General features: G+C 68.5%; 19 protein-coding genes and 3 pseudogenes. 6 read left to right on the forward strand and 16 right to left on the reverse strand.

Translation table 11 applies throughout. The features are described from left to right. Nucleotides 1-59 precede the first annotated feature (59 nt). The gene (locus ACFY5B_RS37525; protein ID WP_389979078.1) at nucleotides 60-947 is read left to right on the forward strand and encodes a helix-turn-helix domain-containing protein; all 888 of its coding nucleotides are present in this window, start codon (nucleotides 60-62) and stop codon (nucleotides 945-947) included. 31 nt (nucleotides 948-978) lie between these two features. Here ACFY5B_RS37525 and ACFY5B_RS37530 read toward each other — a convergent pair whose 3' ends face one another. From ACFY5B_RS37530 to ACFY5B_RS37570, 9 genes and pseudogenes are all read right to left on the reverse strand, one after another. After that, on the reverse strand, nucleotides 979-1,473 hold the full coding sequence (locus tag ACFY5B_RS37530; protein ID WP_389979081.1) for a molybdenum cofactor biosynthesis protein MoaE: 495 nt from the start codon (nucleotides 1,471-1,473) through the stop codon (nucleotides 979-981). Between the two features lie 146 nt (nucleotides 1,474-1,619). Then, nucleotides 1,620-1,934 (reverse strand): annotated as a pseudogene (locus tag ACFY5B_RS37535) (radical SAM protein); the annotation flags it as partial. Nucleotides 1,935-1,978: 44 nt separating this feature from the next. Beyond that, complete coding sequence (locus ACFY5B_RS37540) at nucleotides 1,979-3,130, reverse strand: XdhC family protein (protein ID WP_389979084.1); 1,152 nt, start codon at nucleotides 3,128-3,130, stop codon at nucleotides 1,979-1,981. A 135-nt stretch (nucleotides 3,131-3,265) separates the two neighbouring features. Further along, complete coding sequence (locus tag ACFY5B_RS37545; protein ID WP_389979087.1) at nucleotides 3,266-5,473, reverse strand: xanthine dehydrogenase family protein molybdopterin-binding subunit; 2,208 nt, start codon at nucleotides 5,471-5,473, stop codon at nucleotides 3,266-3,268. Next, nucleotides 5,470-6,450, reverse strand: a complete 981-nt coding sequence (locus tag ACFY5B_RS37550) for an FAD binding domain-containing protein (protein ID WP_389979091.1) — start codon at nucleotides 6,448-6,450, stop codon at nucleotides 5,470-5,472. Before ACFY5B_RS37550 ends, ACFY5B_RS37545 begins: the two co-directional genes overlap by 4 nt. 12 nt (nucleotides 6,451-6,462) lie before the next feature. Then, the gene (locus ACFY5B_RS37555) at nucleotides 6,463-7,113 is read right to left on the reverse strand and encodes a (2Fe-2S)-binding protein (protein ID WP_389979094.1); all 651 of its coding nucleotides are present in this window, start codon (nucleotides 7,111-7,113) and stop codon (nucleotides 6,463-6,465) included. A 57-nt stretch (nucleotides 7,114-7,170) separates the two neighbouring features. Then, nucleotides 7,171-7,788 carry a flavodoxin family protein gene (locus ACFY5B_RS37560; RefSeq protein ID WP_389979215.1) on the reverse strand — a complete coding sequence of 206 codons (618 nt, stop codon included), beginning with the start codon at nucleotides 7,786-7,788 and terminating at the stop codon, nucleotides 7,171-7,173. A gap of 1,107 nt (nucleotides 7,789-8,895) precedes the next feature. Further along, nucleotides 8,896-11,199: pseudogene (locus tag ACFY5B_RS37565) on the reverse strand (S8 family serine peptidase); the annotation flags it as partial. A gap of 224 nt (nucleotides 11,200-11,423) precedes the next feature. Continuing rightward, a complete protein-coding gene (locus tag ACFY5B_RS37570; RefSeq protein ID WP_389979097.1) occupies nucleotides 11,424-12,029 on the reverse strand; it encodes an amidohydrolase family protein in 606 nt (201 codons plus the stop codon). 128 nt (nucleotides 12,030-12,157) lie between these two features. On the opposite strand from ACFY5B_RS37570, the gene ACFY5B_RS37575 reads away from it, so the two are divergent. Beyond that, nucleotides 12,158-12,772 (forward strand): TetR/AcrR family transcriptional regulator, encoded by a 615-nt coding sequence (locus ACFY5B_RS37575; RefSeq protein ID WP_389979100.1) that lies wholly within the window; start codon nucleotides 12,158-12,160, stop codon nucleotides 12,770-12,772. A gap of 343 nt (nucleotides 12,773-13,115) precedes the next feature. Here the strand turns inward: ACFY5B_RS37575 and ACFY5B_RS37580 are convergent. From ACFY5B_RS37580 to ACFY5B_RS37605, 6 genes and pseudogenes are all read right to left on the reverse strand, one after another. Then, nucleotides 13,116-13,562 (reverse strand): annotated as a pseudogene (locus tag ACFY5B_RS37580) (ISAzo13 family transposase); the annotation flags it as partial. A gap of 62 nt (nucleotides 13,563-13,624) precedes the next feature. Then, nucleotides 13,625-15,091, reverse strand: coding sequence for an RICIN domain-containing protein (locus tag ACFY5B_RS37585; protein ID WP_389979103.1), 1,467 nt, complete (start codon nucleotides 15,089-15,091; stop codon nucleotides 13,625-13,627). 94 nt (nucleotides 15,092-15,185) lie between these two features. Further along, a complete protein-coding gene (locus ACFY5B_RS37590; RefSeq protein ID WP_389979106.1) occupies nucleotides 15,186-16,715 on the reverse strand; it encodes an alpha-N-arabinofuranosidase in 1,530 nt (509 codons plus the stop codon). Nucleotides 16,716-16,789: 74 nt separating this feature from the next. Next, nucleotides 16,790-17,653: a carbohydrate ABC transporter permease gene (locus ACFY5B_RS37595; protein ID WP_389979110.1), complete on the reverse strand. Its 864-nt coding sequence runs from the start codon at nucleotides 17,651-17,653 to the stop codon at nucleotides 16,790-16,792. Then, a complete protein-coding gene (locus ACFY5B_RS37600; protein ID WP_389979113.1) occupies nucleotides 17,653-18,612 on the reverse strand; it encodes a carbohydrate ABC transporter permease in 960 nt (319 codons plus the stop codon). The genes ACFY5B_RS37595 and ACFY5B_RS37600 overlap by 1 nt, the downstream gene beginning before the upstream one ends. Nucleotides 18,613-18,636: 24 nt before the next feature. After that, a complete protein-coding gene (locus ACFY5B_RS37605) occupies nucleotides 18,637-19,914 on the reverse strand; it encodes an ABC transporter substrate-binding protein (protein ID WP_389979116.1) in 1,278 nt (425 codons plus the stop codon). A 332-nt stretch (nucleotides 19,915-20,246) separates the two neighbouring features. On the opposite strand from ACFY5B_RS37605, the gene ACFY5B_RS37610 reads away from it, so the two are divergent. Next, a complete protein-coding gene (locus ACFY5B_RS37610; RefSeq protein ID WP_389979119.1) occupies nucleotides 20,247-21,452 on the forward strand; it encodes an ROK family protein in 1,206 nt (401 codons plus the stop codon). A gap of 341 nt (nucleotides 21,453-21,793) precedes the next feature. On the opposite strand, the gene ACFY5B_RS37615 is transcribed toward ACFY5B_RS37610, so the two are convergent. Next, nucleotides 21,794-22,213, reverse strand: a complete 420-nt coding sequence (locus ACFY5B_RS37615) for a hypothetical protein (protein WP_389979122.1) — start codon at nucleotides 22,211-22,213, stop codon at nucleotides 21,794-21,796. A gap of 526 nt (nucleotides 22,214-22,739) precedes the next feature. Between ACFY5B_RS37615 and ACFY5B_RS37620 the strand changes: the two genes are divergently transcribed. The 3 genes from ACFY5B_RS37620 to ACFY5B_RS37630 all read left to right on the forward strand — a co-directional run. Then, complete coding sequence (locus tag ACFY5B_RS37620; protein WP_389979125.1) at nucleotides 22,740-23,168, forward strand: hypothetical protein; 429 nt, start codon at nucleotides 22,740-22,742, stop codon at nucleotides 23,166-23,168. 111 nt (nucleotides 23,169-23,279) lie between these two features. Continuing rightward, nucleotides 23,280-23,921 (forward strand): hypothetical protein, encoded by a 642-nt coding sequence (locus tag ACFY5B_RS37625; protein WP_389979129.1) that lies wholly within the window; start codon nucleotides 23,280-23,282, stop codon nucleotides 23,919-23,921. A 36-nt stretch (nucleotides 23,922-23,957) separates the two neighbouring features. After that, nucleotides 23,958-24,398, forward strand: a 441-nt coding sequence (locus tag ACFY5B_RS37630; RefSeq protein ID WP_389979132.1) for a hypothetical protein, incomplete at its 3' end; no start/stop codon positions are given.

The following is a 24,398-nucleotide window of genomic DNA, read 5'->3' on the forward strand; positions in this document are numbered from 1 at the left end:
ATTCGGTGAGGTACGCTGCTCCGCACCAGCGAGGCACGTATGACAACGGGAGGACAGAGATGTCTTCGCATGTGGCGCCCGGTGACCCAGTGACGTCCGGACTCGACCGGCGTACAGAGCTGAGGGAGTTCCTGCGTTCTCGCAGGGCCCGGATCAGGCCGGAGGACGTCGGTCTGCCCTCGCACGGGCGGCGGCGGGTTCCCGGGTTGCGGCGCGAGGAGCTGGCCCAGCTGGCCGGGGTGTCGTACGCGTACTACGCGCGCCTGGAGCAGGGGTACGGCGATACCATGTCGGCCGAGGTGCTGGACGCCGTAGCGCGTGCCCTGCACCTGAATGAGGAGGAGCGTGAGCATCTGATCCGGTTGGCCCAGCCCGACCGGCAGAGCACGACGCAGGCCGTGCCGCCGCCGCAGCGACTGCGGCCGACCGTCCAGCACCTGCTCGACACGCTCGGCGTGCCCGCCTACGTCGTCAGCCGGCGCTTGGACATCCTGGGGTGGAACCGGCTCGCCACCGCCGTCTTCGGGGACTGGGGCCGGCTGCCGCCCGAGGAGCGCAACACAGCCCGGCTGACCTTCCTGTCGCCCGAGGCGCGCGCCCGGTACGCCGACCCGGAACGCAGAGCTCTGGAAGTCGCCGGCGCCCTGCGCATGAACGCCGGCAAAAGCCCCGACGACGCGCACTTCTCTTCCCTGGTCCAGGAGTTGTCGGAGAAGAGTGAGGAGTTCCGGCGGTTGTGGGCACGGCATGAGGTGAGCTGCGGGAGCGTCGGCGAGTCCGTGCGCATGCGGCACCCGCTGGTGGGAGAGTTCGACCTCGTCCACGAACCCATGGCGCTGCCCGGGGGCGCCCCCATGCGGCTGGTCACCTACCACGCCGAACCGGGCTCCCGCTCGGAGGAAGCCCTGCGGATGCTGGCCAGTTGGGAGATGGAACCGCTGCGCTGAGAGTGGAAGCCGGCCGCAGCCGACGACCGCGCTACGCACCAACCCACTCATCGGTTCCGTCCGAGAACCTCTGATGCTTCCAGACGGGCACCTCGTACTTGAGGTCGTCGATCAGTCTCCTGCAGGCTTCGAAGGCGTCTCCCCGGTGCGGACACGCGACGGCGACCACCACCGCCGTATCCACCACCGCGAGGTCACCGACCCGGTGCAGCGCGGCGAGGGCGCGCACCGGGTAATTCGCCACGACCTCCTCCGCGATCCGCAGCGTCTCGGCCTGGGCCGTCGGGTGGCACGAATACCCCAGGCCGTTTACGTCCGCGCTCGCGTCATGGTTGCGCACCGTGCCGGCGAACAGCGCGATCCCGCCCGCTGCCTCGTCGGCGACCGCCTGGAAGACCTTGTCGAGGGAGAGCGGTGCCCGCCGTATCGCGATCAGTCTGATCGGCTGCGGGTGCGCCTGCTCGCCGGGGTGTTCGTGGGCTCGGTCCGCTTCCCCGCCCGCATACGTCCCTGGCCTGCCGGTCACTGTCGCAGCCCCCGATCGCCGACATGGGCCGCGCGGGCCTGGACGACCCGACGTTCGTCCAGCAGGTCGGTCTCCTCACGGGCGAACAGGCAGTCGCGTATCTGGCCGTCGGCCGTGAGGCGGGTGCGGTCGCAGGCCGCGCAGAAGGTCAGGGAGATCTGGGGGCGCCAGTCGAGGGCGGCGACGCGCTCCACGATGCCGACCAGACCGGGGCGCAGCAGTGGCTCGCCGCCGGTGATGCGGACCTCGGTGACTCCGAGGAGACGGACCGCGATGCCGACGAGGCAGACGATCTCGTCGTCGGTGAGCAGGTCGGGCCTGGCCAGCCAGCGCAGGCCCTCCTCGGGCATGCAGTAGGTGCAGCGCAGATTGCATCGGTCGGTCAGTGAGACCCTGAGGTCGGTGGCCACCCGGACGTGGGTGTCGATGAGCACGGGGCCTCTTCTCAACGCGTGTCGGATTGTTGTGGCTCCGCAGAGAGTGCGCGGCAACTCGGCGCGTGCGGTCAGGCGACCAGGACGGCGGCCGGTGACGGCCGGGCCGCCGGGAGGGAACCGTGGATGGGGCCGGGGACACGGGACAGGGGCAGGCCGGTGGCGTTGTGGGTGTGGGCGATGATCTCGGCGGTGATGGAGATCGCTGTCTCCTCGGGGGTGTGGGCGCCGAGGTCCAGGCCGATCGGTGAGCGCAGGCGGGCGAGGTGCTCCTCGGGCACGCCGGTCTCGCGCAGACGTTCCAGGCGGTGTTCGTGGGTGTGTCGGGAACCCATCGCGCCGATGTAGCCGACCGGGAGGCCGAGGGCCACGCGGAGCAGGGGGATGTCGAACTTGGCGTCGTGTGTGAGGACGCAGATCACGGTGCGGGCGTCGACCTCGGCGTGCTCCAGGTAGCGGTGGGGCCAGTCGACGACGACCTCGTGGGCGTGTGGGAAGCGTTCGGCGGTGGCGAATACGGGGCGGGCGTCGCAGACGGTGACGCGGTAGCCGAGGAACCGTCCGGCCTGGCTGAGGGCGGCGGCGAAGTCGACGGCGCCGAAGATCAGCATGCGGGGCGGGGTCGCGTGGGTGTGGACCAGGAGCGTCAGCTTGTCGGGACAGGTGTCGGCGTCCCCGCCGACCTGGATACAGGCACTCCGGCCTACCCGCAGCAGCGCGTCGGCCTGGGCGGCCACGGCCTTGTCCTCCTGGAGGCCGCCCAGTGTCCCGTCGTACGCGCTGCCGTCTCCCGAGACGGACAGGGTGCGGCCGAGAAAGCGCTGCGGCCCTTCCACGACCTGTGCCACGGCGACGGGCAGACCGGCCAGCACCTGTTCCAGAGCGGTGGTGAGCTGGGGCTGGTTGGCGGGGTCGACCCGCTGGACCAGGACTTCCAGCTCGCCGCCGCAGGTCAGGCCCACGGCGAAGGCGTCGTCGTCGGAGTAGCCGAACGAGGCCCGGACGGGGGGTTCGCCCGACTCCAGCACCTGCCCGCACAGCTCGTAGACGGCGCCTTCCACGCATCCTCCGGAGATGCTGCCGACCGCCTCGCCGCCGGTACCCACGGCCAGTGCGGTGCCGGGCGGCAGGGGTGCGCTGCCGCTGACCTGGATGACGGTGGCGAGCGCGAAGGGGCGGGCCTCGCGGCACCAGCGGTACAACGTGTCCGCGATGTTCAGCATGACTGGTTCTCCTGGGAAGGTGGGAGCCCGCCGCCGCGCCGACATGGGGGATCGGAGGCACGGCGGCGAACCGTTCAGCGGGACGGTGTTCGGGACCCCGGCAGGGTGGCGGGAGGGGCCCCGGCCGCCCGGGGTTCAGAGCAGGGCTTCGGCGGTGATGGGCAGTTCGTGCACGCGGCGTCCGGTGGCGTGGAAGACCGCGTTGGCGATGGCGGGTGCCACACCGATCTGCACGAGCTCCCCCAGGCCCTTGACGCCGATGGGGTCGGCCTTGTAGTCCTCCCCCTCGAGGTAGACGGCCTTGAGATCGGGGATGTCGGCGTTGACCGGGACCAGATAGTCCGCGAGATTGGCGTTGACGATCCTGCCGTCACGGTGGTCGGTGACCGTGTGCTCCAGCAGGGCCGCGCCGATGCCGCCCACCATGCCGCCGATGGCCTGGCTGTCGGCGAGCTTGGGGCTGATGATGCGGCCCGCGTCGTAGACGCCGAGCATGCGCCGCACCCGGACCAGGCCGAGCCGGGCGTCGACCGCGACCTCGGCGAACATCGCGGCGTAGCCGTACATCGAGAACCGGCTGTTCTCCTCCGGGGCCCAGGACCCGCGCGACTCCAGGTGGGTGCGGTTGTTGCGGGCCAGGAGCTGCCGGTAGGTCTCTCCGCGCGCGGGGTCGCCCTTCAGGTGCAGCCGTCCGCCGCGGACCACCACGTCGTCGGGGGCGACGCCGTGCAGCGGTGAGTGCTCGTCCTGCACCGCGAGGGTGATGGCCTGCCGCCGCAGCTTGTCGCAGGTGTCCTGAACGGCGGATCCGACGCTGGCCATGGTCTGCGAGGCGCCCTGGGCCGGGGCCGGCGGCATGGCGGAGTCGCCGAGCCGGAATTCGACGTCGCGTACGGCCAGGCCGAGGGCGTCGGCGGCGACCTGTGTCATGGAGGTGTACGTGCCCGTGCCCGTGTCGTGGGTGGCGGACTGGACCACCGCGGTGCCGTCGGCGTCGAGCCTGGCGTGGGCCTGGGCCTGTCCCCGGAAGACGTCGTAACAGCCGGTCGCCACACCGGTGCCGATGAGCCAGTCGCCGTCACGGGTGGAGCGCGGTGTGGGGTCGCGCCGGTGCCAGCCGAACGTGCGGGCGCCGACACGGAAGCACTCGCGCAGCCGCCGGGTGGAGAAGGGCTGCTGTGTCGACGGGTCCTCGCCGGGTTCGTTGCGCAGCCGCAGCTCGATCGGGTCGATGCGCAGTTTGTAGGCGAGTTCGTCCATCGCGGTCTCGATGGCAAAGGCAGCGCTGCCGTAACCGGGGCCGCGCATCCACATCGGGGTGCTGACATCGAGCGGCACGATCTGGACGTTCTGGCTCACGTTGGGCACGGCGTAGAGCATTTGTCCGAGCGCCTGGTTGGCCTCCCAGAACTGCTCGTAGCGGGAGGTCTCGTACTTCATCTCGTGGGTCATCGCGGTCAGCCGTCCGCGCCGGCTGCTGCCCAGGCTCAGCTTGTACTCGTAGGCGGGCCGGTAGCCCACCGTGAAGTACATCTGCCTGCGGGTCAGCGCGAGTTTCACCGGACGCCCCACCTCGCGGGCGGCGAGAGCCGCGATGACGACGTGCGGCCAGGCCCGCAGGGCGTTGCCGAACGCGCCACCGATGAACGGCGAGAGCACGCGCACGTTCTCCGGCGGGATCCCGAACACGGACGCCGCCTCGTTCTGCGTGCCGATCACGTATTGGGTCTTGTCCCACAAGGTGAGCTTGTCGCCGTCCCAGCGGGCGATGGTGGCGTGCGTCTCCATCGGATTGTGGTGGTTGCGCGAGAGCCGGTAGGTCATCTCCATCCGGACGTCCGCAGCACCCAGCGCTTCTGGGGCGTTGCCCCGTGCGTAGGGCTGCGCGAAGGGCGCGGGTCCGTCTTCGGCCGGACTGCGGGCCAGGTCGGTCGACGGCTGTTCTGCGTCGTAGGAGACCTTCACCAGGTCCGCGGCGTGCTGCGCGGCCTCCAGCGTGGTCGCCACCACCACGGCGACCGGTTGGCCGAAGAACCGGACGGCGTCGTCCTGGAAGACGTGCAGCCGCTGACCCGGGAAGGGAATTCCGGCCGGGTTGTCGCCGTACGCCAGCCTGGGCGCGTTGCGGTGGGTGATCACCTTCAGAACGCCGGGCTGGGCTTCGGCGTCGCGCGTGTCGATGCCGGTGATTCGGCCCCGTCCGATGGTGCTGTTGACGATGACGGCGTGCACGACGCCGTCGATGTCATGGTCGGCGGCGTACTTGGCCCGGCCGGTGACCTTCAGCCGTCCGTCGACCCGGGACAGCGGGGCTCCGACGGCTGCCTGCGGCTGCTGGCTCACTTGCCACCTCCTACGATGCGCAGTTGGCGCTCGATGGTCCGTTTGAGCAACTCGACCTTGAAACGGTTGCGTTGGAGGGGCCGGGCCCCGTCGACGGCGTGTTCGGCGGCCTTGGCCCACAGGGCGTTCGACGGCCGCTCCCCGATGAGCTCCCGCTCGACGGCGGGCAGCTTCCAGGGGACGGTGCCCACTCCCCCAGCGGCTACCTTCGCCTCGCGGATCACTCCGCCGCGGATGTGCAGGGCGACGGCCGCGGAGGTGAGCGCGAACTCGTAGGACTGCCGGTCGCGGACCTTCAGATAGCCCGATCTCAGCGGGCGCGGAAGAGCCGGGATCTCCACAGCGATGATCAACTCGCCCTTCCGGACGGCCTGTTCATGGTTGGGGGTGTTGCCGGGCCGCAGCAGGAAGTCGACGAAGGGGACACGGCGCTCCCCGTCCGGGCCCAGCAGGTGCACGGTCGCCTCCAGAGCGGCGAACGCCACGGCGACGTCGGAGGGGTGCGTGGCCACGCAGGCGTCGGAGGTGCCGAGGATCGCGTGGGTGCGGTTGTGGCCCTCCAGCGCGGCACAACCCGAGCCGGGGTCACGCTTGTTACAGTCGGCGCTCACGTCACGGAAGTACGTGCACCGGGTGCGCTGCATTATGTTGCCGCCGATGGTCGCCATGTTGCGCAACTGCGCCGACGCGCTCAGCTCCAGCGCCTGCGAGATCACCGGATACGAGGCCCGCACCTTGCGGTCGGCGGCGGCCTCGCCCATCCGTACCAACGCGCCGATGCGCAGGCCCCCGCGTCGGGTGACCGTGACCTCGCGCAACGGCAGGCCGGAGATGTCGATGAGCGTCTTGGGGCGTTCGACGGTCTCGCGCATCAGGTCGACCAGCGTGGTGCCGCCAGCGATGTAACGGCCGCCGGCCCGGCCCGCGGCCACGGCCTGCCGGGTGTCGGTGGCCCTGGTGTAGGAGAAGGGATGCATGGGGACCGGGCCTCATTTCCCGTGCGCGGTCTGCTCGACCGCCCGCACGATCTTCACGTAGCAGCCGCAGCGGCAGATGTTGCCGCTCATGAACTCCCGGATCTCCTCCGGCGAGCCGGTGTGCCCCTCGTCGATGCAGCCGACACCGGACATGATCTGCCCGGAGGTGCAGTAGCCGCACTGGAAGGCGTCCTGGTCGATGAACGCCTGCTGCAGCGGGTGCAGCCGTTCGCCCTTCACCAGGCCCTCGATGGTGGTGACCTCCGCTCCCTCCAGCCGGACCGCCAGCGTCAGGCAGGAGTTGACCCGGCGGCCGTCAACCAGGACCGTGCAGGCGCCGCAGGCACCGGCGTTGCAGCCCTTCTTCGAGCCGGTCAGGCCGAGGTGTTCGCGCAGCAGATCCAGCAGCGAGGTCCGGTTGTCGACCGTGACCGTGTGCCGCTCGCCGTTGACGGTCAGCGAGACGCGACTGGTGGGCGGCGCCTCGGCGGCGACGGCGGACTCGGCGCCGAACACGGACGGCCCCGCCACCAGGCCGCCCGCCACGACAGCACCGCCGACGGCGGTGCTCGCGATGAATGTGCGCCGGGACGGGGCGGACGAAGACCCCTCAGGAAATTCCTCGGGGGGAGCAACTGTGGACTCTGGGGGTTCGGTGGACATGCCCACTCTCTTGGTCGACGGCGGACGGTGGCGGTACCGAGTGATGCCGAAATGCGGTTACGCGGCGGATTCCGTGTCGGACTCGGGTTGTGTGTAGCCGCCCGGGAAGCGGGCGGGCGGCGCGTCCTGGGCGAAGAACGTCTTTGCGTGCGCCAGCGCGTCGGTGTCGTTCAGGACGTCACCTGGTGCGGTGCCGTTGCCCCGAAGGACGCCACCGAAGTTCATCCGCATGTACGCGGCCCAGTGGTTGATGGTGCTGACCAGCGGTTCGGCGAGCCAGGGCAGGTCACCCGCGGAGGTGGTGACGCCCCACAGCGTGCGCCCGGCCATGGCCGCCCGGAAGTCGAGACCGGGGGTGTACAGCCAGGACGTCCAGGTGTCCAGGTAGCGCTTGGTGTGGGAGGACAGCGAGTACCAGTACACCGGGGAGGCGATCACGATGTCGGTCGCCGCGAGGGTGGCCTCGAAGAGGAGCGCGAGGTTGCCCTCCTCGGGCCGCGTGGTGTGACCAGTGCCGTGCCGCAGGTCGTCGAAGTCGGGGAGCGGATGCTCGGCCAGCGAGATCCACTGCTGCTCGAAGTCGGCGGGCAGGTGCTGGGCGGCCCGGCGCGCGAGCATCTCGGTGTTGCCGTTACTGCGGTGGCTGCCGAGAACGAAGAGGAAGCGACGGGACAAAGGGGAACTCCTTGATCGGTACGTGGGCTTGATCGGTACGTGGGCGACAGCTGCGGGTGAGCAGTCCTGCCGGGTGCCCTCGTGGTCTGCCTGTGTCGGCGATGCCGGTCGGACGGCGTTTCGAGGCACGGCCCGCGACGCGGCGGACGGAGCGGGCCTTCCGCCCAGGAGAAGTGCGGCGGCCGGGCTCGACACGATCGACATCCGCCTCACCAGGCCATCGGTGCGGCACGGCATCCACTGTGCGGCACGCGGCGCGCGACAACGAGCGGACAGTTTTGGGACGACTCTCGTAAGTACCACTGCCGTTGGTACGTCTGGTAGTAGCAGGCAAGGCTGTACACGTCTGCCCCCGGGACAACTGTCCATTGTCCCGGGGGCAGACGGATTGAGCGTGGTACTTACGGCGTGACCGTCAGCACCGTGCGTCCGACGGTTTCGGAGCCGTCGCCGTACTCGACGACCCCGAGGTACCGTTCGCCCCGAGCACCGTCCGGCCAGGTCACCGTGAAGTCGGCACGGTCGCCCGCGGTCACTCGCCGGGTGGCGGGAGCGACCGTGGCGCGGGCGCCGGGCTCGGGCTGGCCGACCCTCCAGGTGTGCAGGGTGAACTGCTGACTCGTCACGCCCTCGGGCAGCGCGTACTGCAAGACGTAGACGTCGTAGTCGCCTGGCGGCAGGTCGACGTGTTCGTCCGATCCGGGGCCCGGCAACGGGCCGACCCTGTTCCCGTCCTGGTCGACGGCGTACAGGTCGAGGTCGCTGCCGGGGAGGTGGTCGGCCTCGTTGATCGCGACGCGGGTGAACGGGGCCCCCGCGGGGGCATGGACGCGGACCTTCGCAGTCGCGTCCGAGGCCTTCGGGTGCAGGGAGAAGTCGTCGTCCGGGTCGGCGCTGGTGAGGGTGCCGGTGGTCTTCTCGGAGGTGTAGAGGTCCGCCGCCCTCGCGGTCAGCTCGCCGGTCCACCCGACCCGGGGGGGTGAGGGCGACGGAGTCCTCGCCGTCCACGACCGTTTCGGCGGGCGCGGAGAAGCGGGCCGCGCGCAGAGCGATCTGGCTGGTGACGCGATGGTGACTGTGTGCGTCGCTCCAGGTAAGGGTGCCGAACGACCAGCGGTCGTACGCGGCCCCCGCGCGGGTGAACTTCACCTTGTTCGTGGCCGATCGGCCCGGCTTCAGCGTCAGGCGCTTCGGGGTGACCTCGGCCTTGTAGCCGGACGGGGTCTGCAGCTTCGCCTGGTAGGTGGCGGTCCTGCCGGACACGTTGGTGACCGTACGGTTGACCGTTTGACCGCCGAACACGTCGCCCACGGAGATGGACGGGTAGTTCAGGTCGCTCGGGTTGGTCTTCGGGACGTTGGCACAGGGCTCCGTGCCCTCCACGGCCGCCGGCTGTACGTCGATGGCGCACAGGTACGCCGTCCAGTCGGCCGGCGTGGAGTCGTAGACCAGGCCGGGGTCGGCGGCCCGGGTGACCCGGGGCGAGCCGGCGCCGTAGTCGAGCGGTGTCGCCGGGGCCACGTCGTTCCCCTCGCCGGTCATCCGGCTGATGGGCTCGCCCTCGTTGTCCTTCGTCGTCGCCGTGGTCATGAGCGCCGACTTGATTGCCATCGGCGACCAGTCGGGGTGCAGGGACTTCAGCAGTGTGGCGAGGCCCGCGATGTGCGGGGTGGCCATCGACGTACCGTCCATGAAACCGTACTCGCCAGGGTATCCGGCGAAGCCGCCCGGCACCGTGCCCGCCGCGATCATCTGGCCCGGTGCGGCTATGTCGGGCTTGAGCAGGTCGCCGCCGCTGAAGTGGTCGGGGCCCGAGGAGGAGAAGCCGGTGATGACCGGAGCCTGAGCGCGCTTGCTCACGGTGGGGGTGAGTTCGGCGGTGGCACCCGCGGTGGAGGCGTACTCCTGGACGGCCTCCCGGTCCTCCGAGCCGAGCACGAACATGGGGAACTGCGGGTCGGAGAAGAGGTCCTGGCCGGTGGCCGGTGTGTTGACCAGGATCATGGCCGCTGCGCCGGCAGCCTTCAACTCGTCGATCCTGTCCTGGTATTCGAAGCCGGAGCCGCCCCGGTCACAGACGACGACTTTCCCCTTGGCCTTGTCCGGGTCCAGCGTGCCGGGCGCGCAATGCTCCGCCTGCGCGGCGCCCTCCTCGCGGACGTCGCCGGCGTTGACAAGGGGGGCCGCGGAGACTCCGTCGACGAGGGCCGGGCTGGTGAAGCGACGGCCATTGCCGAGGACCAGCGTCGCCTCGTAGCCCGTGTCGTGGGTTTCCGCGGCGACCGTCGTGATCCACGGCGCGGTGTTCTCCACCGTGTCCGGGCCGCTGTTGCTGGCCCCGGCCGACACGAACACTCCCGCCTTGGCGGCGTTGAACATGGCCTCCAGGGACGTCGGATCGGTCAGCGCGCCGCCGATCGAGAAGCTGATGACGTCCACGCCGTCCGCCACGGCACGGTCGATCGCGGCCGCGCTGTCCACGCCCGGGCAGCCGATGCTCCAGCACGTCTTGTAGAAGGCAAGGCGCGCCGCGGGGGCCCGGCCGCTGAGCCGGCCGCCGACGTTGGTGCCGGGAACGGATATCGGGGTGTTATAGCTGCCGGCGATCGTGGTGCCGATGTGCGTGCCGTGGCTGTGCATGTCCAGCGGCGAGGGCACGTCGATGGGTTGCGGGTGGGGTACGCCCCGGCGGAACCAGGCGGCGCCGATCACCTTGTTGTTGCAGGTGACGTTGTGCTCGGGGTCGGGGGCTTCGCCCTTGTCGCAGGTGCCGTGCCACTTCTTGGCGATGACGTCCGCGTCGGGGCGGGGCTCCGGCACGGGGGCGAGCATCGGGTTCTTCGGATCGAAGGGGTCGATGACCGCGACGATCGTCCCTTCACCGGCGTGTTTCGGGCCTCCGGACTTCGACCACAGGCCCTTCTTGCCGCTGAGGCCGAGGAAGCGGGGGACGTCGGGTGGGGCGGCTTGTGCCCCGGCTCCGCCTGCGGCCAGGTTCCTTCTCCGGCTCTCACCGCCCGTGACGCTTTCGCCGCCGCCCGCGGTGGGCGCCTGCGGCGCCTGAACGCCGTCGGCGCCTGCGGGAGGGCGGCCCGAGGGCCCGGGCTCGACCGGCCTTTGGATCGTGTCCCGTGTCACCGAGACCACGCCGGGCGTGGCGGCCAGCTTCGCGGCCTGCCTGCCGGTGAGCCGGGCGGCGAAGCCGTTGAACGTGTAGTCGTACTCGTACAGCGCCTCGACGCCGGGCACGGCGTCCAGCACCTTGTCGCGACGGTCGTCCAGGTGGCTCAGGTACTTCCTCACCGTGTCCGCGTCGGGATCGAGCCGCTTCCCCTCGACCGGCGCGGTCCGCTTCAGCCCGGGCAGCCCGCCCTCGTAGGCGGCGACCGGTTCGTCGGCGAGCTTCACCACGTACGTGCCGACGTGTCGGTCCGTGTTTCCGCGTGGGCGATCGGCGCCATGCCGGTCAGCGCCAGGGCTCCGGTGAGAAACGGCGCCATGAGCACACGAGTGGCCCTGACATTTCTTTGGTTATACGTCAACTTAGGTCCGAGTTGGTCGATTTGATGCGAATGACTGCCCGTAACCCGGGCGGCCCACATCCACTGCACCCCCGGGCCTCACTGTCACAGGCGTCATAGCCCAAGAAGCGCGATACTGCTGTCCAGGCCCTGGGAGATCTCTACCTCGGTGCGTGGCGGCACGATCGAGGCAACGCCGGCGTCCTTCTCGATCACTCCGCCGTCCGGCGCGACCGTGTCGCGAGTGATGCCCGCGAGCTGTAGCGCCTTGGAGTTGACGGCCACGGCGTGGAAGGAGAAGTCGGTGAGGATGACGGGGTGGTCACCCGACACGGGGTCGAGGTCGGTGCGGTCGGGCGGCCGGGGGAGCCGGTTGTCGTTCCAGCCTTGGCCGCGAATCCACTCGTTGGGCGTCGCGGACGCGGCGACGGCAGACCGCACGATGTCGACGAGCTCGACAATCGTCGCGGTGTCGACGTTGTACGACAGCGGCGGCAGGACCAGTGCGAAGGCACTCAGGTGCAGGTGGCGACGATCTTGCCGCCGCGGATCGCCACGGCCTGTGACTGTCTGAAGCCTTTGTCCATCATCAGGACTCTGCCGTTGAGCACCACCGTGTCGGCGTGCTGCTGCCTGGCTGCTCGCGCCGCTGCCGCGGGCGCAGATCCCAGTCCTGCGGCTGATCCGGCGATGCCGAGCGCTACTTGCCCCGGCGATCACCCCTCATCGGCTGACTTCTCTCTCCTGCACGGAGCCTCCTGATGGAACGTCGAAACCAAGTACCAGGAAGAGATCCTAGCTTGCCGCGAAACTCAGTATCAAGCTGAGCTTTGGTGTATCCTTCACGCATGACTGACACCGCCGGCACTTCCTCTGCGGCCAAGCCCGGACTGCGTGAGCGCATGCGCGCGACGGTCCAAGCCGAAGTGACGGACGTAGCGCTCCGGCTCTTCACCGAGCAGGGGTTCGACGGGACGACCGTCGACCAGATCGCCGCCGAGGCGGGACTGTCGCGCGCCAGCCTCTTCCGGTATTTCGGCACCAAGGAAGACATCGTCTTGGTCGGCTTGGAGGACACCGGCCGTCAGATCGCGGAGGCCCTCACCGCCCGCCCCGACGGCGAACGGCCCTGGGAAGCGCTGCGCCGTGCCTTCGACATCCTGATCCGGATGAACGAGGCCGCACCCGAGCAGACACTCAGTTACCTGCGCATGCTCCAGGAGACTCCGTCACTGCGCGCCCGGCACCACGAGAAGCAACTGCGCTGGCAGGAATTGCTGGTACCGGACATCGCACGGCGACTGCAGGCCAGCCTCGACCAGCCGGAAGACCCCAGGGCGAACGCGCTGGTCGCGGCCGCCCTCGCCTGCCTGGACGCCGCCTCCACCGGTTGGGTGGCCTGCGAGGGAGCTGTCCCTCTGGCTGTACTGCTCGACCGCGCGATGGGCGCATTCGTGGAGTAGCCGCCGGGTCGGCGTGAGCACGCCGATTGACGAGGGCCCGGGCTCATGCTGAGCCCGGGCCTCGCGCCTTGTACGCCGCGTGCATGAGCGGACGTGACCACGTTGATGTCGAATGTGTACGGCCCCTGTTGATCCTGGCAGCCGGCCTGTTCGCCGCCGAAGTACTCACACCGGCAGTCAGCGCCCTCACCGCGGGACGGTGGTAGGCGTTCGTCGGCGTCCTGGCCTCCCTCGGTGCCGTACGCGAGAACACGCCGGCCACGAGGCCGTCGCAGACCGGACCGACGACGACACGAGCCCGGCGCTGCTCGAAGGCGCATGGCCGCAGCCACGCCCCGGCCCTCTGCAGGCTGAAGCCCTCCTCGCGCAGGAGGTCGCCCACCGTGTCCGCGGAGATCTTGTGACCTTGCCGGGTCAGCTGCTCGGCGAGCTTGGGGGTGGATTTGGTGGTCCAGCGCAGCGGCGACATGGGATCTCCGCGGACGTCGGGCTCGACCAGGGTGAGGAGTGCGTCTCGAACGGCTGGGTTCAGGTCGACGACGCGTTTGCGGCCACCTCCGGGCCTACGGATGCGTCCCAACGGGGCCTGGCCGGAGTCGAGTTCCCGCTTTCCGGCAGACACAGTGGCTTCACGGACACCGGCGGCACGGGCGACCACTCTGATCCAGCCGTGGCCGAGCGACCGGGCCTCCGCCCCTATCAACAGGCGACGCTGCCGCTCATCGAGGTGCGGCAGAATCGCACTGAACTTGGCTGCCAGCACAGCACGTTGCCCTTCCAACCCGCTCATGCCAGACCAACGAACCACCGAGCGGGAAGCCACGAGTTGCAGATGTGCACGCCCTTAGAGGGTCACGACAGGTTCCACTTCTGGCTGGACATACCGGCGCCCGCTTCTTGGTCCACGGCCGCGCCCTGGGTGGTCGAGCTGCCCGCGACACCGATGTTCAGGCCGCTGCCCACGCCGACGAGCATGTACGTGCTCCCGCTGAAGCTGCCGGTCAGGTTGAGGTACCACTGCTGGTTGGTCCCGCCGTTGCATGTCCACTGCTGCAACTGCAGTCCGGTGGCGGTCGATTTGCTAGGCACGTCCAGGCACAGTCCGCTGTTGACGTTCTTCAGCGTGTAGATGTTGTCCGCGACCTTGGTGAAGGTCCACTTCTGGTTGGCGCCGCCGGTGGACGGCCACTGGATGACCTTGCCGCCGTTCGACGTGGACGAGCCGGACACGTCCATCAGCAGGGAGCTGCCGACATTGGTCAGGGTGTGGACTCCGTCAGAGGGGAGCCCGCCGCCCGCCGTCCAGGTCCCCGCCGCGGTATCGAGGGACCACGTGGGGTACTGGCCGACGTTCACCGTCGTTCCGCGGATGGTCATGGGCAGCCAGATCAGCTGGGAGTTGCCCAGGTCGTTGGTGTTCCAGCGGTCGCCGGCGTAGATGTACGTGGTTCCGGACGTACCCTGGACGGTGATGATGTTCGCGGTCTGGCTGTTGTAGGTGTTGGTGCCGGGTGCGGCGAAGTTCTTGTATGACGACCAGGGCCCGGAGAGCGAGGTGGCGGTGGAGTAGACGTTGTCGTTGGTCCGCCATCCCGTGAGGTGGGAGCCGAGCAGGTAGTAGATGCCGTTGACCTTCACCATGGCCGGTGACTCGGCACTGGGCAGCAGGGCGACGGCGCTCTCGACGGAGAGGTAGTCGGCGGAGAGCTTGTAGATGCGCAGGCCGTTGTTGCGGTCCTCACTCATCAGGTAGGCGGTGCCGTCGGTCTCCTGGAAGAGGCCCATGTCGCGGCTCAGGTTGCCCATGGGCCGGAAGCTGCCCCGGTAGGTGTAGGGGCCGCAGGGTGTGCTGCTGGTGGCGATGCCGACCTTGGCCTCGGCGTAGGTTTTGCTGTCGATGTGCATGTACATCACGTATGTGCTGGTCGACGCGTTGTAGATGACCTTCGGCCGCTCAACGATCCGGTTCGGGCCGAGGTCGCCGCTGGACTGCAGGGTCAGCGCGGCGCTCTGGTAGGTCCAGGTGTTCAGGTCGGTCGAGGTGTAACAGGGGATGTTCTGGAAGGACGTGTCCGCGCTGGTCCGTCCGGTTTTGTCCTCACCGAAGCCGTACCAGGTGCCACCGACCTTGACGATGCCCAGGCCGTGCAGCTGCAGCGTGTTGCCGTTCTGGTCGGTCCGGGTGGCACCAAGGGTGAACGACACCGAGTCCGCGTGTGCCTGGGGTGCGGGCAGGACGAAGGCGGCGATCATCGCCAGAAGGGCGATGATGGCTCTTCGGCCGGCGGTGCCCGACCGATCGAGCAGTGTTCTGACCATGGGTTCACCTCTCCTTTGAGGCACTGAGGGTGGCTGGAAGTCCCTGTCGGGACGCCGGTCAGGGGCATGGCCCTGACCGGAGCGGGGTTGCGCGTCAGGTCGTGGGCGCGATGGTGATCGTGTTCCAGGACAGGGGGGGCAGCACGGCCCGCAGGGCGCCGTCGCGTGCGCTGGTCTCCCCCACCTGGTGGGGAGTCACCCGGCCGGGTGCCTGCAAGGTGTTGGCCGCGTGACGGTCGGGGTCGGTCAGGACCGTGTGCCGGACCTCCCCGACCGGGCCCAGTGCCCGCAGATCGGCGGTGAGTTCCAGCGGCCGTGCGGTGTCGCGGTTCACGGCGAAGACGGTCAGCGTCCCGTCCTCGCCCTGTACGGCGGTGGCGTGCAGCAGGGGCACCTCGCCGTACCGGGCGGTGTCATGGACGGGGCTGTCCAGTCCCAGTCGGAGCACCTGGCCGCGGCCATGGCGGGCCGCGTCCGCGAACGGGTAGAACGTGGTCTGCCGCCAGGCCGGGCCGCCGGGCTCGGTCATGATGGGCGCGATCACGTTGACAAGCTGTGCAAGGCAGGCGGCGGTGACGCGGTCGCAGTGGCGCAGCAGGGTGATCAGCAGGCTGCCGACGACGACGGCATCGGTGACGGAGTAGACGTCCTCCAACTGGCGCGGGGCGACGCTCCAGTCGGGGGTGTCGGTGTTGTTGACCGGGCGGCTCTGGTACCAGACGTTCCACTCGTCGAAGGAAAGGTTGACGCGCTTGGCGGAGTGCCGCTTGGCGCCGATGTGGTCGGCGGTGGCCACCACTCCGTCGATGAACGCCTCCATGTCGGCGGCCGAGGCGAGGAAGCTGTCGACGTCTGCGTCACTCTCCTCGTAGTAGGCGTGGCAGGAGATGAAGTCGACGAGGTCGTAGGTGTGTTCCAGGACCGTCGCCTCCCATGTGCCGAAGGTCGGCATGGCGCGGTTGGAGCTTCCGCAGGCGACCAGTTCTAGGCCGGGGTCGATGTCGCGCATGGCCTTGGCGGTGACGGCGGCGAGGCGGCCGTATTCGTCGGCGCTCTTGTGGCCGAGCTGCCAGGGGCCGTCCATCTCGTTGCCCAGGCACCACAGTCGGATGCCGTGCGGTTTGTCGACGCCGTGGGAGCGGCGCAACTCGGACCAGGCCGTGCCGGCGGGGTGGTTGGTGTATTCGAGCAGGTCGAGTGCCTCCTGCAGGCCGCGGGTGCCGAGGTTGACCGCCTGCATGGGCTCGAGATCGGCCTTGGCCGCGAAGCGCATGAACTCGTTGAGGCCGAACTGGTTGGTCTCCACCGTGCGCCACGCCGCGTCGAGCCGGCGGGGGCGCTGATCCGCGGGGCCTACACCGTCTTCCCAGCGGTAGCCGGAGACGAAGTTGCCCCCCGGGTAGCGCACCATGGTGACGCCCAGCTCGCGGATGAGGGCCAGGACGTCGGTGCGGAGTCCGTCGGTGTCGGCCGAGGGGTGGTCCGGCTCGAAGACGCCGGTGTAGACGCAGCGGCCGAGGTGCTCGACGAACGATCCGAACAGCCTTGGGTTCACCTCGCCGACGGTGAACTGGGGGTCGAGGTGGATGACCCCGGTCAGCGGTGTGCCGCCGTGGTTGGGCATGGAGGTGCTCCAGGAGGAAGGGGGTGCGAAGGGCGACCGTGGGGCGGTTGCCGGGTTGGGTGCGAGTGCCGCCGTCAGCCCTTGATGCCGGTGTGGGCGACGCCCTCGACCAGGTAGCGCTGCAGGAAGAGGAAGACGAACACCAGCGGCAGGATCGACACGGTGGCGGCCAGGAACAGCTCGTGGAGGTTGACCGTCTGTGCGGTGGTGAAGGTGGACAGGGCGACCTGGACCGTCCAGGTCGACTGGTCCTGGCCGATGACCAGCGGCCACAGGAAGGCGTTCCAGTTGGTGATGAAGGTGATCACCGCGATCGCCGAGAAGAAGCCCCGCGAGTTGGGGACGACGATCCGCCAGTACGAGCCCCAGTAGCCGAGGCCGTCCATCCGGGCCGCCTCCTCCAGTTCCTTCGGGAAGTCGAGGAAGTACTGCCGGAAGAGGAAGGCGGTGAAGCCACTGAACAGTCCCGGGACGATGAGACCTTGCAGGGACGACACCCAGCCGAGCGAGGAGACCAGCACGAAGCTGGGCACGAAGGTGACCGCGCTGGGAATCATCAGGGTGGCCAGCACCGCGTAGAAGATCTTGTTGGCGTGCCGGTGCTGGATGCGGGCGAGCGCGTAGCCGGCCAGCGAGCAGATGAGCAGTTGCCCAGCCGTGCCGAGCACCGCGACGACCAGGGAGTTCCACATACTGCGCGCCATCGGGACCGCGGGGTCGTTGAACAGCTCGGAGATGTTCTCCCAGTGCAGTGTGGTGGGGAAGAACTGCCAGTGCGCGCCGGTGATGTCCTGGTCGGTGGAGAGGCTGTTGCGGACCAGCAGATAGAAGGGGAGCAGGAACAATAGTGCCATGATCACGGCGACGGTGTAGACGCCGACCGCGCCGATGGAGCGGCGCCGGCCGCGGTGGCCGACCGCTGTCGGGGAGAGCGCCATCAGCTGTTCGCCTTTCCGAAGCCGAAGATCTTGCCCTGCAGGAGCGTCACCATGGCGATGAGCGCCGAGAGGACCAGCGCGCCGGCGCTGCCGTGACCGAAGTCCTGCCCCTGCCCGAGAGCCGTGTAGTAGAGGTAGACCAGCGGCGGCCGGGCGTAGGGCGTGTTGGGCAGGATGTTGTAGAACTCGTCGAACGCCTGGTACGCCGCGATCAGCAGGAGCAGCACCACGGCGACCGAAGTGGTGCGCAGCTGCGGCAGTGTGATGTGCCGGAAGGTTTGCAGGCCGGGCCTGGCGCCGTCGGTCCAGGCTGCCTCGTACAGCTCCTTGGGGATCTGCTGGAGGGCGGCCAGGAACAGGATCATGTAGAAGCCGAGCTGCAGCCATAGCCGTACGGTCACCAGCACCAGCCAGTACCAGGGCGGGGAGACGGTGCCGATCCAGGCGACCGGCTCGATGCCGAACCAGCCGAGGACCGTGTTGGCGAGGCCGAAGCGCACTCCGTTGAAGATCGACAGCTTCCAGACCATCGAGGCGACCACGTAGGAGCACGCGGTCGGGATGAAGAACACCGAGCGGAAGAAGGCCCGGGCGACCCGGATGCGGTGGACCAGCAGGGCGAGCGCAAGGGCCAGTACGTAGGTGAGCGGAACGACAATCAGCGCGAAGAGCGAGAACGTCCACAGGCTGTCGGTGAAGGGTCCCTCGGTGAGGATGTCCACGTAGTTGTCGAGGCCGACGAACTTGGTCGGGGAGACGGTGTTCTGGGCCTGGAAGAGGCTCAGGTACAGGCTCCAGCCGACCGGTACGTAGACGAAGACGAGCAGACCGGCGAGGAAAGGAGCGCTGAAGATCCAGAAGCTCCGGTTGCGCCCGCGGGCCGCGCTGGTGGCGGGCCTTCGACGGGCGGCGGGGGCGGGGGGTGCCGTGGCACCCTTGCGGGTGCCACCACTGGTCATGAGTGCCATGTGCGGACGGGCCTTTCAGCCGATCTTCTTGAGCTCGGCCTCGACCCGGGTGCGGGCCTTCGCCACCTCCGACTCAGGGTTCTTACCGCTGACCACGGCGTTGTTCAGCATGTCCTGGGAGATGGTCATCATCGCCTGGGTCCAGTACGGGTCGTCGTAGTGCCCCTTGGTGTCGAACAGCTGCACCGCCTCGGCGGCCGTGCCGCTCTTGAGCTTGGTGGCCTTCGCCGCCAGGCTCTTGCGCGGGGGGATGTGGAAGCCGTAGGAGGTGCACCAGTCCTCCTGGTAGTCCGTCTTCGTGATCCACAGCCACTTCACGAACGCCTTGGCCGCGTCCACGTCCTTCGCCTTGGCGCTGACGTAGGTGGACCAGCCGCCGTTGTAGACGATCTGACGGCCCTTGTCCCCCACGGCGGGCAGCGGGACGATCCCGAAGTCGTCCCCGAGTGCCTTCTGGATGCCCGGCATCGCCCACATGCCGCACCACTGCATCGCGGTCAGGCCCTGGGTGAACGCGGAGGGGTCCCACCAGTCGGTCGGGGCACCGAGCAGCAGCGTCTTGCTGGTGTACAGCTCGCGCATCTGCTTCAGCGCCGCGACGGTGGCCGGCGTGTCGAAGGCGACCTTGTGGTCGGGGGTGAGCAGTTCGCCACCCGTGGCCCAGATCAGAGGGCTGGCGAGCGCGTCGGTGCCGGCCTTCTGCCCGAGGTAGAGGCCCTTGACGCCGTCCTTGGTGAGCTTGCGGGACGCCTCGATGAGCTCGTCGAAGGAGGTGGGCGGCTCGACCCCCGCCTTCTCCAGCAGGCTCTTACGGTAGTAGAGGAACTGCGGGTCGTCGATCATGCGGATGCCGTAGACCTTGCCGTCCACCGAGTTGGCGACCAGGTCCTTCTCCGTGAAGTCGGACTTGACGTCGGCGATGACGTCGTCGAGGGGCACGATCTGCCCGGACTTCGCCATCTGCACGTCGGGGTGGAACTCGAAGACGTCCGGACCGTTGTTCGACACCAGGCCGCTGGCGAGCTTGGAGTTGTAGTCGCCGGGGATCCACTGCACGGAGACGTTCGCCCCGGGGTACGCCTTGGCGTACCGCAGCGCGGCCTGTTGCGTACCGGCCTCACCGTACTGGTGGTACCACTGGCTGATCGCCGCCTTGCCACCGGTCGAGCCGCCGCGACCGGTGTTCCCGCCGCAGGCGGCCAGTGCTGCCGCCGCCGCGGCCACGCCGGACGCGCGCAGCAGCGTCCTGCGGTCGAAAGCTCTGATTCCTGCGGAGCTCTGGTCAGGGGACATGACCCACCTCTTCTTCAATTCGGGGCGGTTGTTCGATTCGGAACAGCACAGGCAGACGGCATCCGCACACGCAGAAACGTTCCGTGGGGGTTGCGGAGGCCAGGCGCGACGCGCGTCGGACGGACGCGGTCTGCGGAGAGAGGGAGGAGAGCCGGAAGCGATGACTTCCAGCCATCGGGGCGGTTTCGATGCGGTGAAGCGAGAGGCAGATTATGCACGCAGTCCCCCTTCGTCAACAGCCCAGAAAAAGTCATGACCGGTCGCTGACCACCGCGGGGTGCCGGGGTTACGATCAGGCGGCCGAGTCCGACACCCGAGCTCCGGATGGTCCCGTGAAGCGCACACACCAGGACATTCGACGGATCAACCGGTTCGCTGTGATGCGGCACGTCATCGCCTCGGCCCCCGTGGCGAGACGTGACATCGCCACGGCCGCCGGTCTGTCGGTGGCCACCACGGCGGACATCGTCAGCGAGCTGCACGACCTCGAACTACTGGCCGAAATCGGCCAGCAGGAATCCGGTGGAGGCCGTCCGCGTAACCTCCTCGCCCCGGACCCCGACGGCCCCCGGCTCATCGGGGTCGACATAGCCGAGACCTACGTGCACGTCGAGGTCTTCGACCCCGCCCTGCGGGTGCTTGCTCGGGCCGAGGAGGAGCTGCATCCGCAGCACAACCCGCCGGAACACGTGGTGGACCGCATCGTCTGCGGCATCGACACCGTCCTCGACGAGCTTCAGGTGCCCGACGACAGGGTGCTCGGGGTGGGCGTGAGCGTCCCCGGTCAGGTAGGGCCCAACGGGAAGGCGTCGGTCTTCGCGCCCAACTGGAACTGGCGCGACGTACCGCTCGCCGCCCTCCTCGCCGAGCGCATCCCTTACTCCGTCCGTCTGGACAACCCGCTGCGCGCGAGCACCGTCGCCGAGTTGTGGTTCGGCGCCGCCCGTGGCCGGGATCACGTGGCCGTGCTGACCCTCGGCACCGGCGTCGGAGCCGGCCTCGCCGTGCACGGGGCGATCTACCACGGCGCCACGAACACGGCCGGGGAGTGGGGACACACCAACCTGGTCCTCGAGGGCCGGCGATGCCGTCGAGGGTGCGTCGGATGCGTGGAGGCCTATGTCGGCGCTCCTGGCATCATGCAGCAGCTGCAGGATGTCGCGCCGGACAGCCCTTTGCTCGTCCCCAGCGACCAGACGGCCACCATCAACGCGCTGGCCGCCGCCCTGTCCGTGGGGGACCCGGTCGCCGAGCAGACCATCGCCGCTACGGGCGGCTACCTCGGGGTCGCCATCGCCAACATGATCAATCTGTTCAATCCTCAGATCATCGTGCTCACCGGCTGGGTGGCCGACAGGCTGGGGGAACACCTCCTGCGGCACACCCGCACCACGGCGGCCCGTTACGCCCTCGACGAGCCGTGGGAGGGCACAGAAATCATCCTGTGCCCCATCGACCGCAACCCGGTGAGCCTCGGCGCGGCCACTCTCGTCATGGAGGGCTTCCTGTCCGAGGCCGGCACGAGCAGCCGCTCCTGAGACACCCGCCCAGGGTTCGAGCCATTCGATCGCGCGGATGACGAGCTGCCGGTATGCGGCACGGTACTGCCGCCGTTCCGCTTCGTCGGACCGGGCGGGGGCAGTACGACGGCCATACGGCTGGTCCGGTCCCGGCAGGCGGCCAAGAAGACTGGCAGTCCAGGGCGGCGTATGCCGCCCTGGAGCGGGAGGAACTGCGCGCGCCGACGCGGTGGGCCGGGTCGGCTGCCGGGAGCCCTGGCGGGTCAGCTCTGCTGCCAGTTTCCGGCTAGCTGTCCTGGACCGTCTCGGTGCGCGTCGCTGCCCGACGAGCGGCACGCAGCCGGTGCCGTGCGAGACGACTATCCGCCGCACCCTGGCCCGCCTCGATGCCGATGCACTCGACCGAGCGGTGGGCGCCTGGCTGGCCGACCGCCGCATCCAGCCCGGCCCGAAGGCCCGACACACGGTGGCAGTTGACGGCAAGAGTCCGCGCGGCGCAGCCAGGGCCAAAGGCCGCAAAATCCACGCGGATGTGGGAGCCGTCCACACACGCCGTCGACCAGTCGAGCTCGCCGGCGGCGTTCAGCTCCCATCGCTCCAGCCTGCGCCAGCAGGTCTAGCCCGGAGCCGAACCCCAGCTCCAGGGGCAGAAGTTGCCAGGCTATGTCGTTGTAGAGGACATACAGGACGCCCTGCAGACGAGCCGGACCGGCCACCGGCCGCGGCCGCGGCGACCGCTCCGACCAGGGCGGCAGCAGGGGTTCGACCAGTGCCCACAAGTCGTCATCGACGGGTCCACGGCCGAGTACTCACACCATCCCGAACGGCCGAATCGTCACATCGGTCACGGCCAACCAGGACACATCAACAAGATCGTGGTACGAGCTCCAAGTGGCGTTGCGTTCATTTCGTTCACTGCGTGATCACTTGACCGCAGTGATCATCGGGCGAATACTCGGCCACGAATTCAGCTCGACGAAGGGGAAGTACGGGAGGGCCGGGAGGGGAGACGCCGCGCAGAGCGCCGCACTCAATCAGACCATCACCCTCTCGACATATTCAGTTCACCTTCAACGCAACGCCTCGACACCCACTTTACCCGTTCAGAAAAGCGCACAGTGGACGCTTTGGCCTGCCCTGAATTTCCTTCACTAAAGCACTCGCAAAAACCTTACTTGAAGTCTTGACTTGTAATTCGGCAAGCCACATATTGATTCCGCCGAGCGAGGTTTCGTAGCTCACATTCGCTTCGTGAGGGTCCATCATTCGACCCTGCCCGCTCCATGAACCGAAAAGGAAGCAAAGATGGCGAAAGTACGTCCAGTCAAGCGCGCGGTAATTCTGGGCCTCGCGGTCGCGGCCGCAGTAATCACGCTGCCGGGTACGGCACAGGCCCAGTCCGGCTCCCGCATTTGCGGGAATTACTGGGACGCGAGGGCCAACGGGAAGACAGTGGGAAGAGTCGCCAAGGTCCTGGAAGTCCCCAAGGTCGAGAACGGTATCTGCCTGCGGGTCATCGACCACACGAACAGCATCGGCAACATGCAACTGCCGGGCTACAAGGGAAAGGTCACCTGGAATCCGCGGCAGGTGATCCGGCTCTGGACCTGCGAAGAGGCCGGCAACCTCTTCAACCAGAAGTACGGGGCTGATCCCTGCAACCACATGAACAGGGTGGATCTCATCGGTCAGGTGAACGGCCGCCACGCCCAGGTCTGGTCGGATCTGTACTGAGCGAAAAAGCAGGACAAGAACCGCGCAGGGGCAAGCGAGGAAAACGGAACGCCTGCCCTCGACACGCCCAGGTATCACCCAGCAGCGACAGCCACATGAAAAGGCAACGACATGCACGGTAAGGCTATCGGGCAACGCATCCTGATGGGCGGGGCCCTTGTCGCCGCGACGGCGGTCTGCATGACCGGCACGGCGAACGCGGCGACGACCACCTGCTTCAGCCAGTCCTTCTCCGACGGAGCGAAGACCGTCCCCGGCACCGGCGGCGGCCACGTGACCCGCGCGATCACCCTCCAGCGGGCGAACAACACCTGGGACGACTGGGTCTACCGCGGCCGGAAGAACGTGTGCGCCCGAGACTCGAACGGATGCCCCTACTCGTGGGAGGACTCGGTCACCAAAACGGTCAACTGGTCCGTCGGCGGCGGTACCTCACTCGGCAACGCCTCCTCACCGACCGGGAAGTGGCTCAACGTCGTGCTTCCCCTGACGGTCGGATACCAGAAGACCACCGAGGTCAGCAAGAGCACCACCATCGGCGTCAACGCCAAGCCGGGACAGACCGCCCAGCAAGTCATGATCGCCGTCCGCCGCTGGACCCAGGGCAACTACGCCGGCGGATGGGTCCGCACCAACCGCGGCTGCCAGAACGGCACCACCTACGAGTGGAACGGCAACGCCAGGTTCGGCAACTGGACCAGAAACGTGTTCGTGGAAGACAAGGTCGGCTGGGCCCTCAACGGCCGCATCTGACCAGCAACGGATGGAAGGAAGACAGAGGAGAATGCGGTGAACCGCAAAACCGTCTGGCAGCGCGTTGTGATGGGCGGGGCCCTCGTCGCCGCGTCGGCGGTCTGCATGACCGGCACGGCGAACGCGGCGACGACCACCTGCTTCAGCCAGAGCTACTCCGACGGCGCGAAGATCGTCCCCGGCACGGGTGGCGGGCACGTGACCCGCGCGATCACCCTCCAGCGGGCGAACAACACCTGGGACGACTGGGTGTACCGCGGCCGGAAGAACGTGTGCGCCCGAGACTCGAACGGATGCCCCTACTCGTGGTCGGAATCGCAGACCAAGACCACCGGTTGGGCCATCGGCGGCGGCACCGACATCGGTAACAGCAGCTCACCATCCAAGAAGTGGTACAACGTCGTGGTTCCTCTGGTGGTCGGTTACCAGAAGACCACCACCATCAGCAAGACCACCACCATCGGCGTCGACGCCAAG

The organism is Streptomyces sp. NPDC013187 (assembly GCF_042899705.1).
GTDB lineage: Bacteria > Actinomycetota > Actinomycetes > Streptomycetales > Streptomycetaceae > Streptomyces > Streptomyces hawaiiensis_A.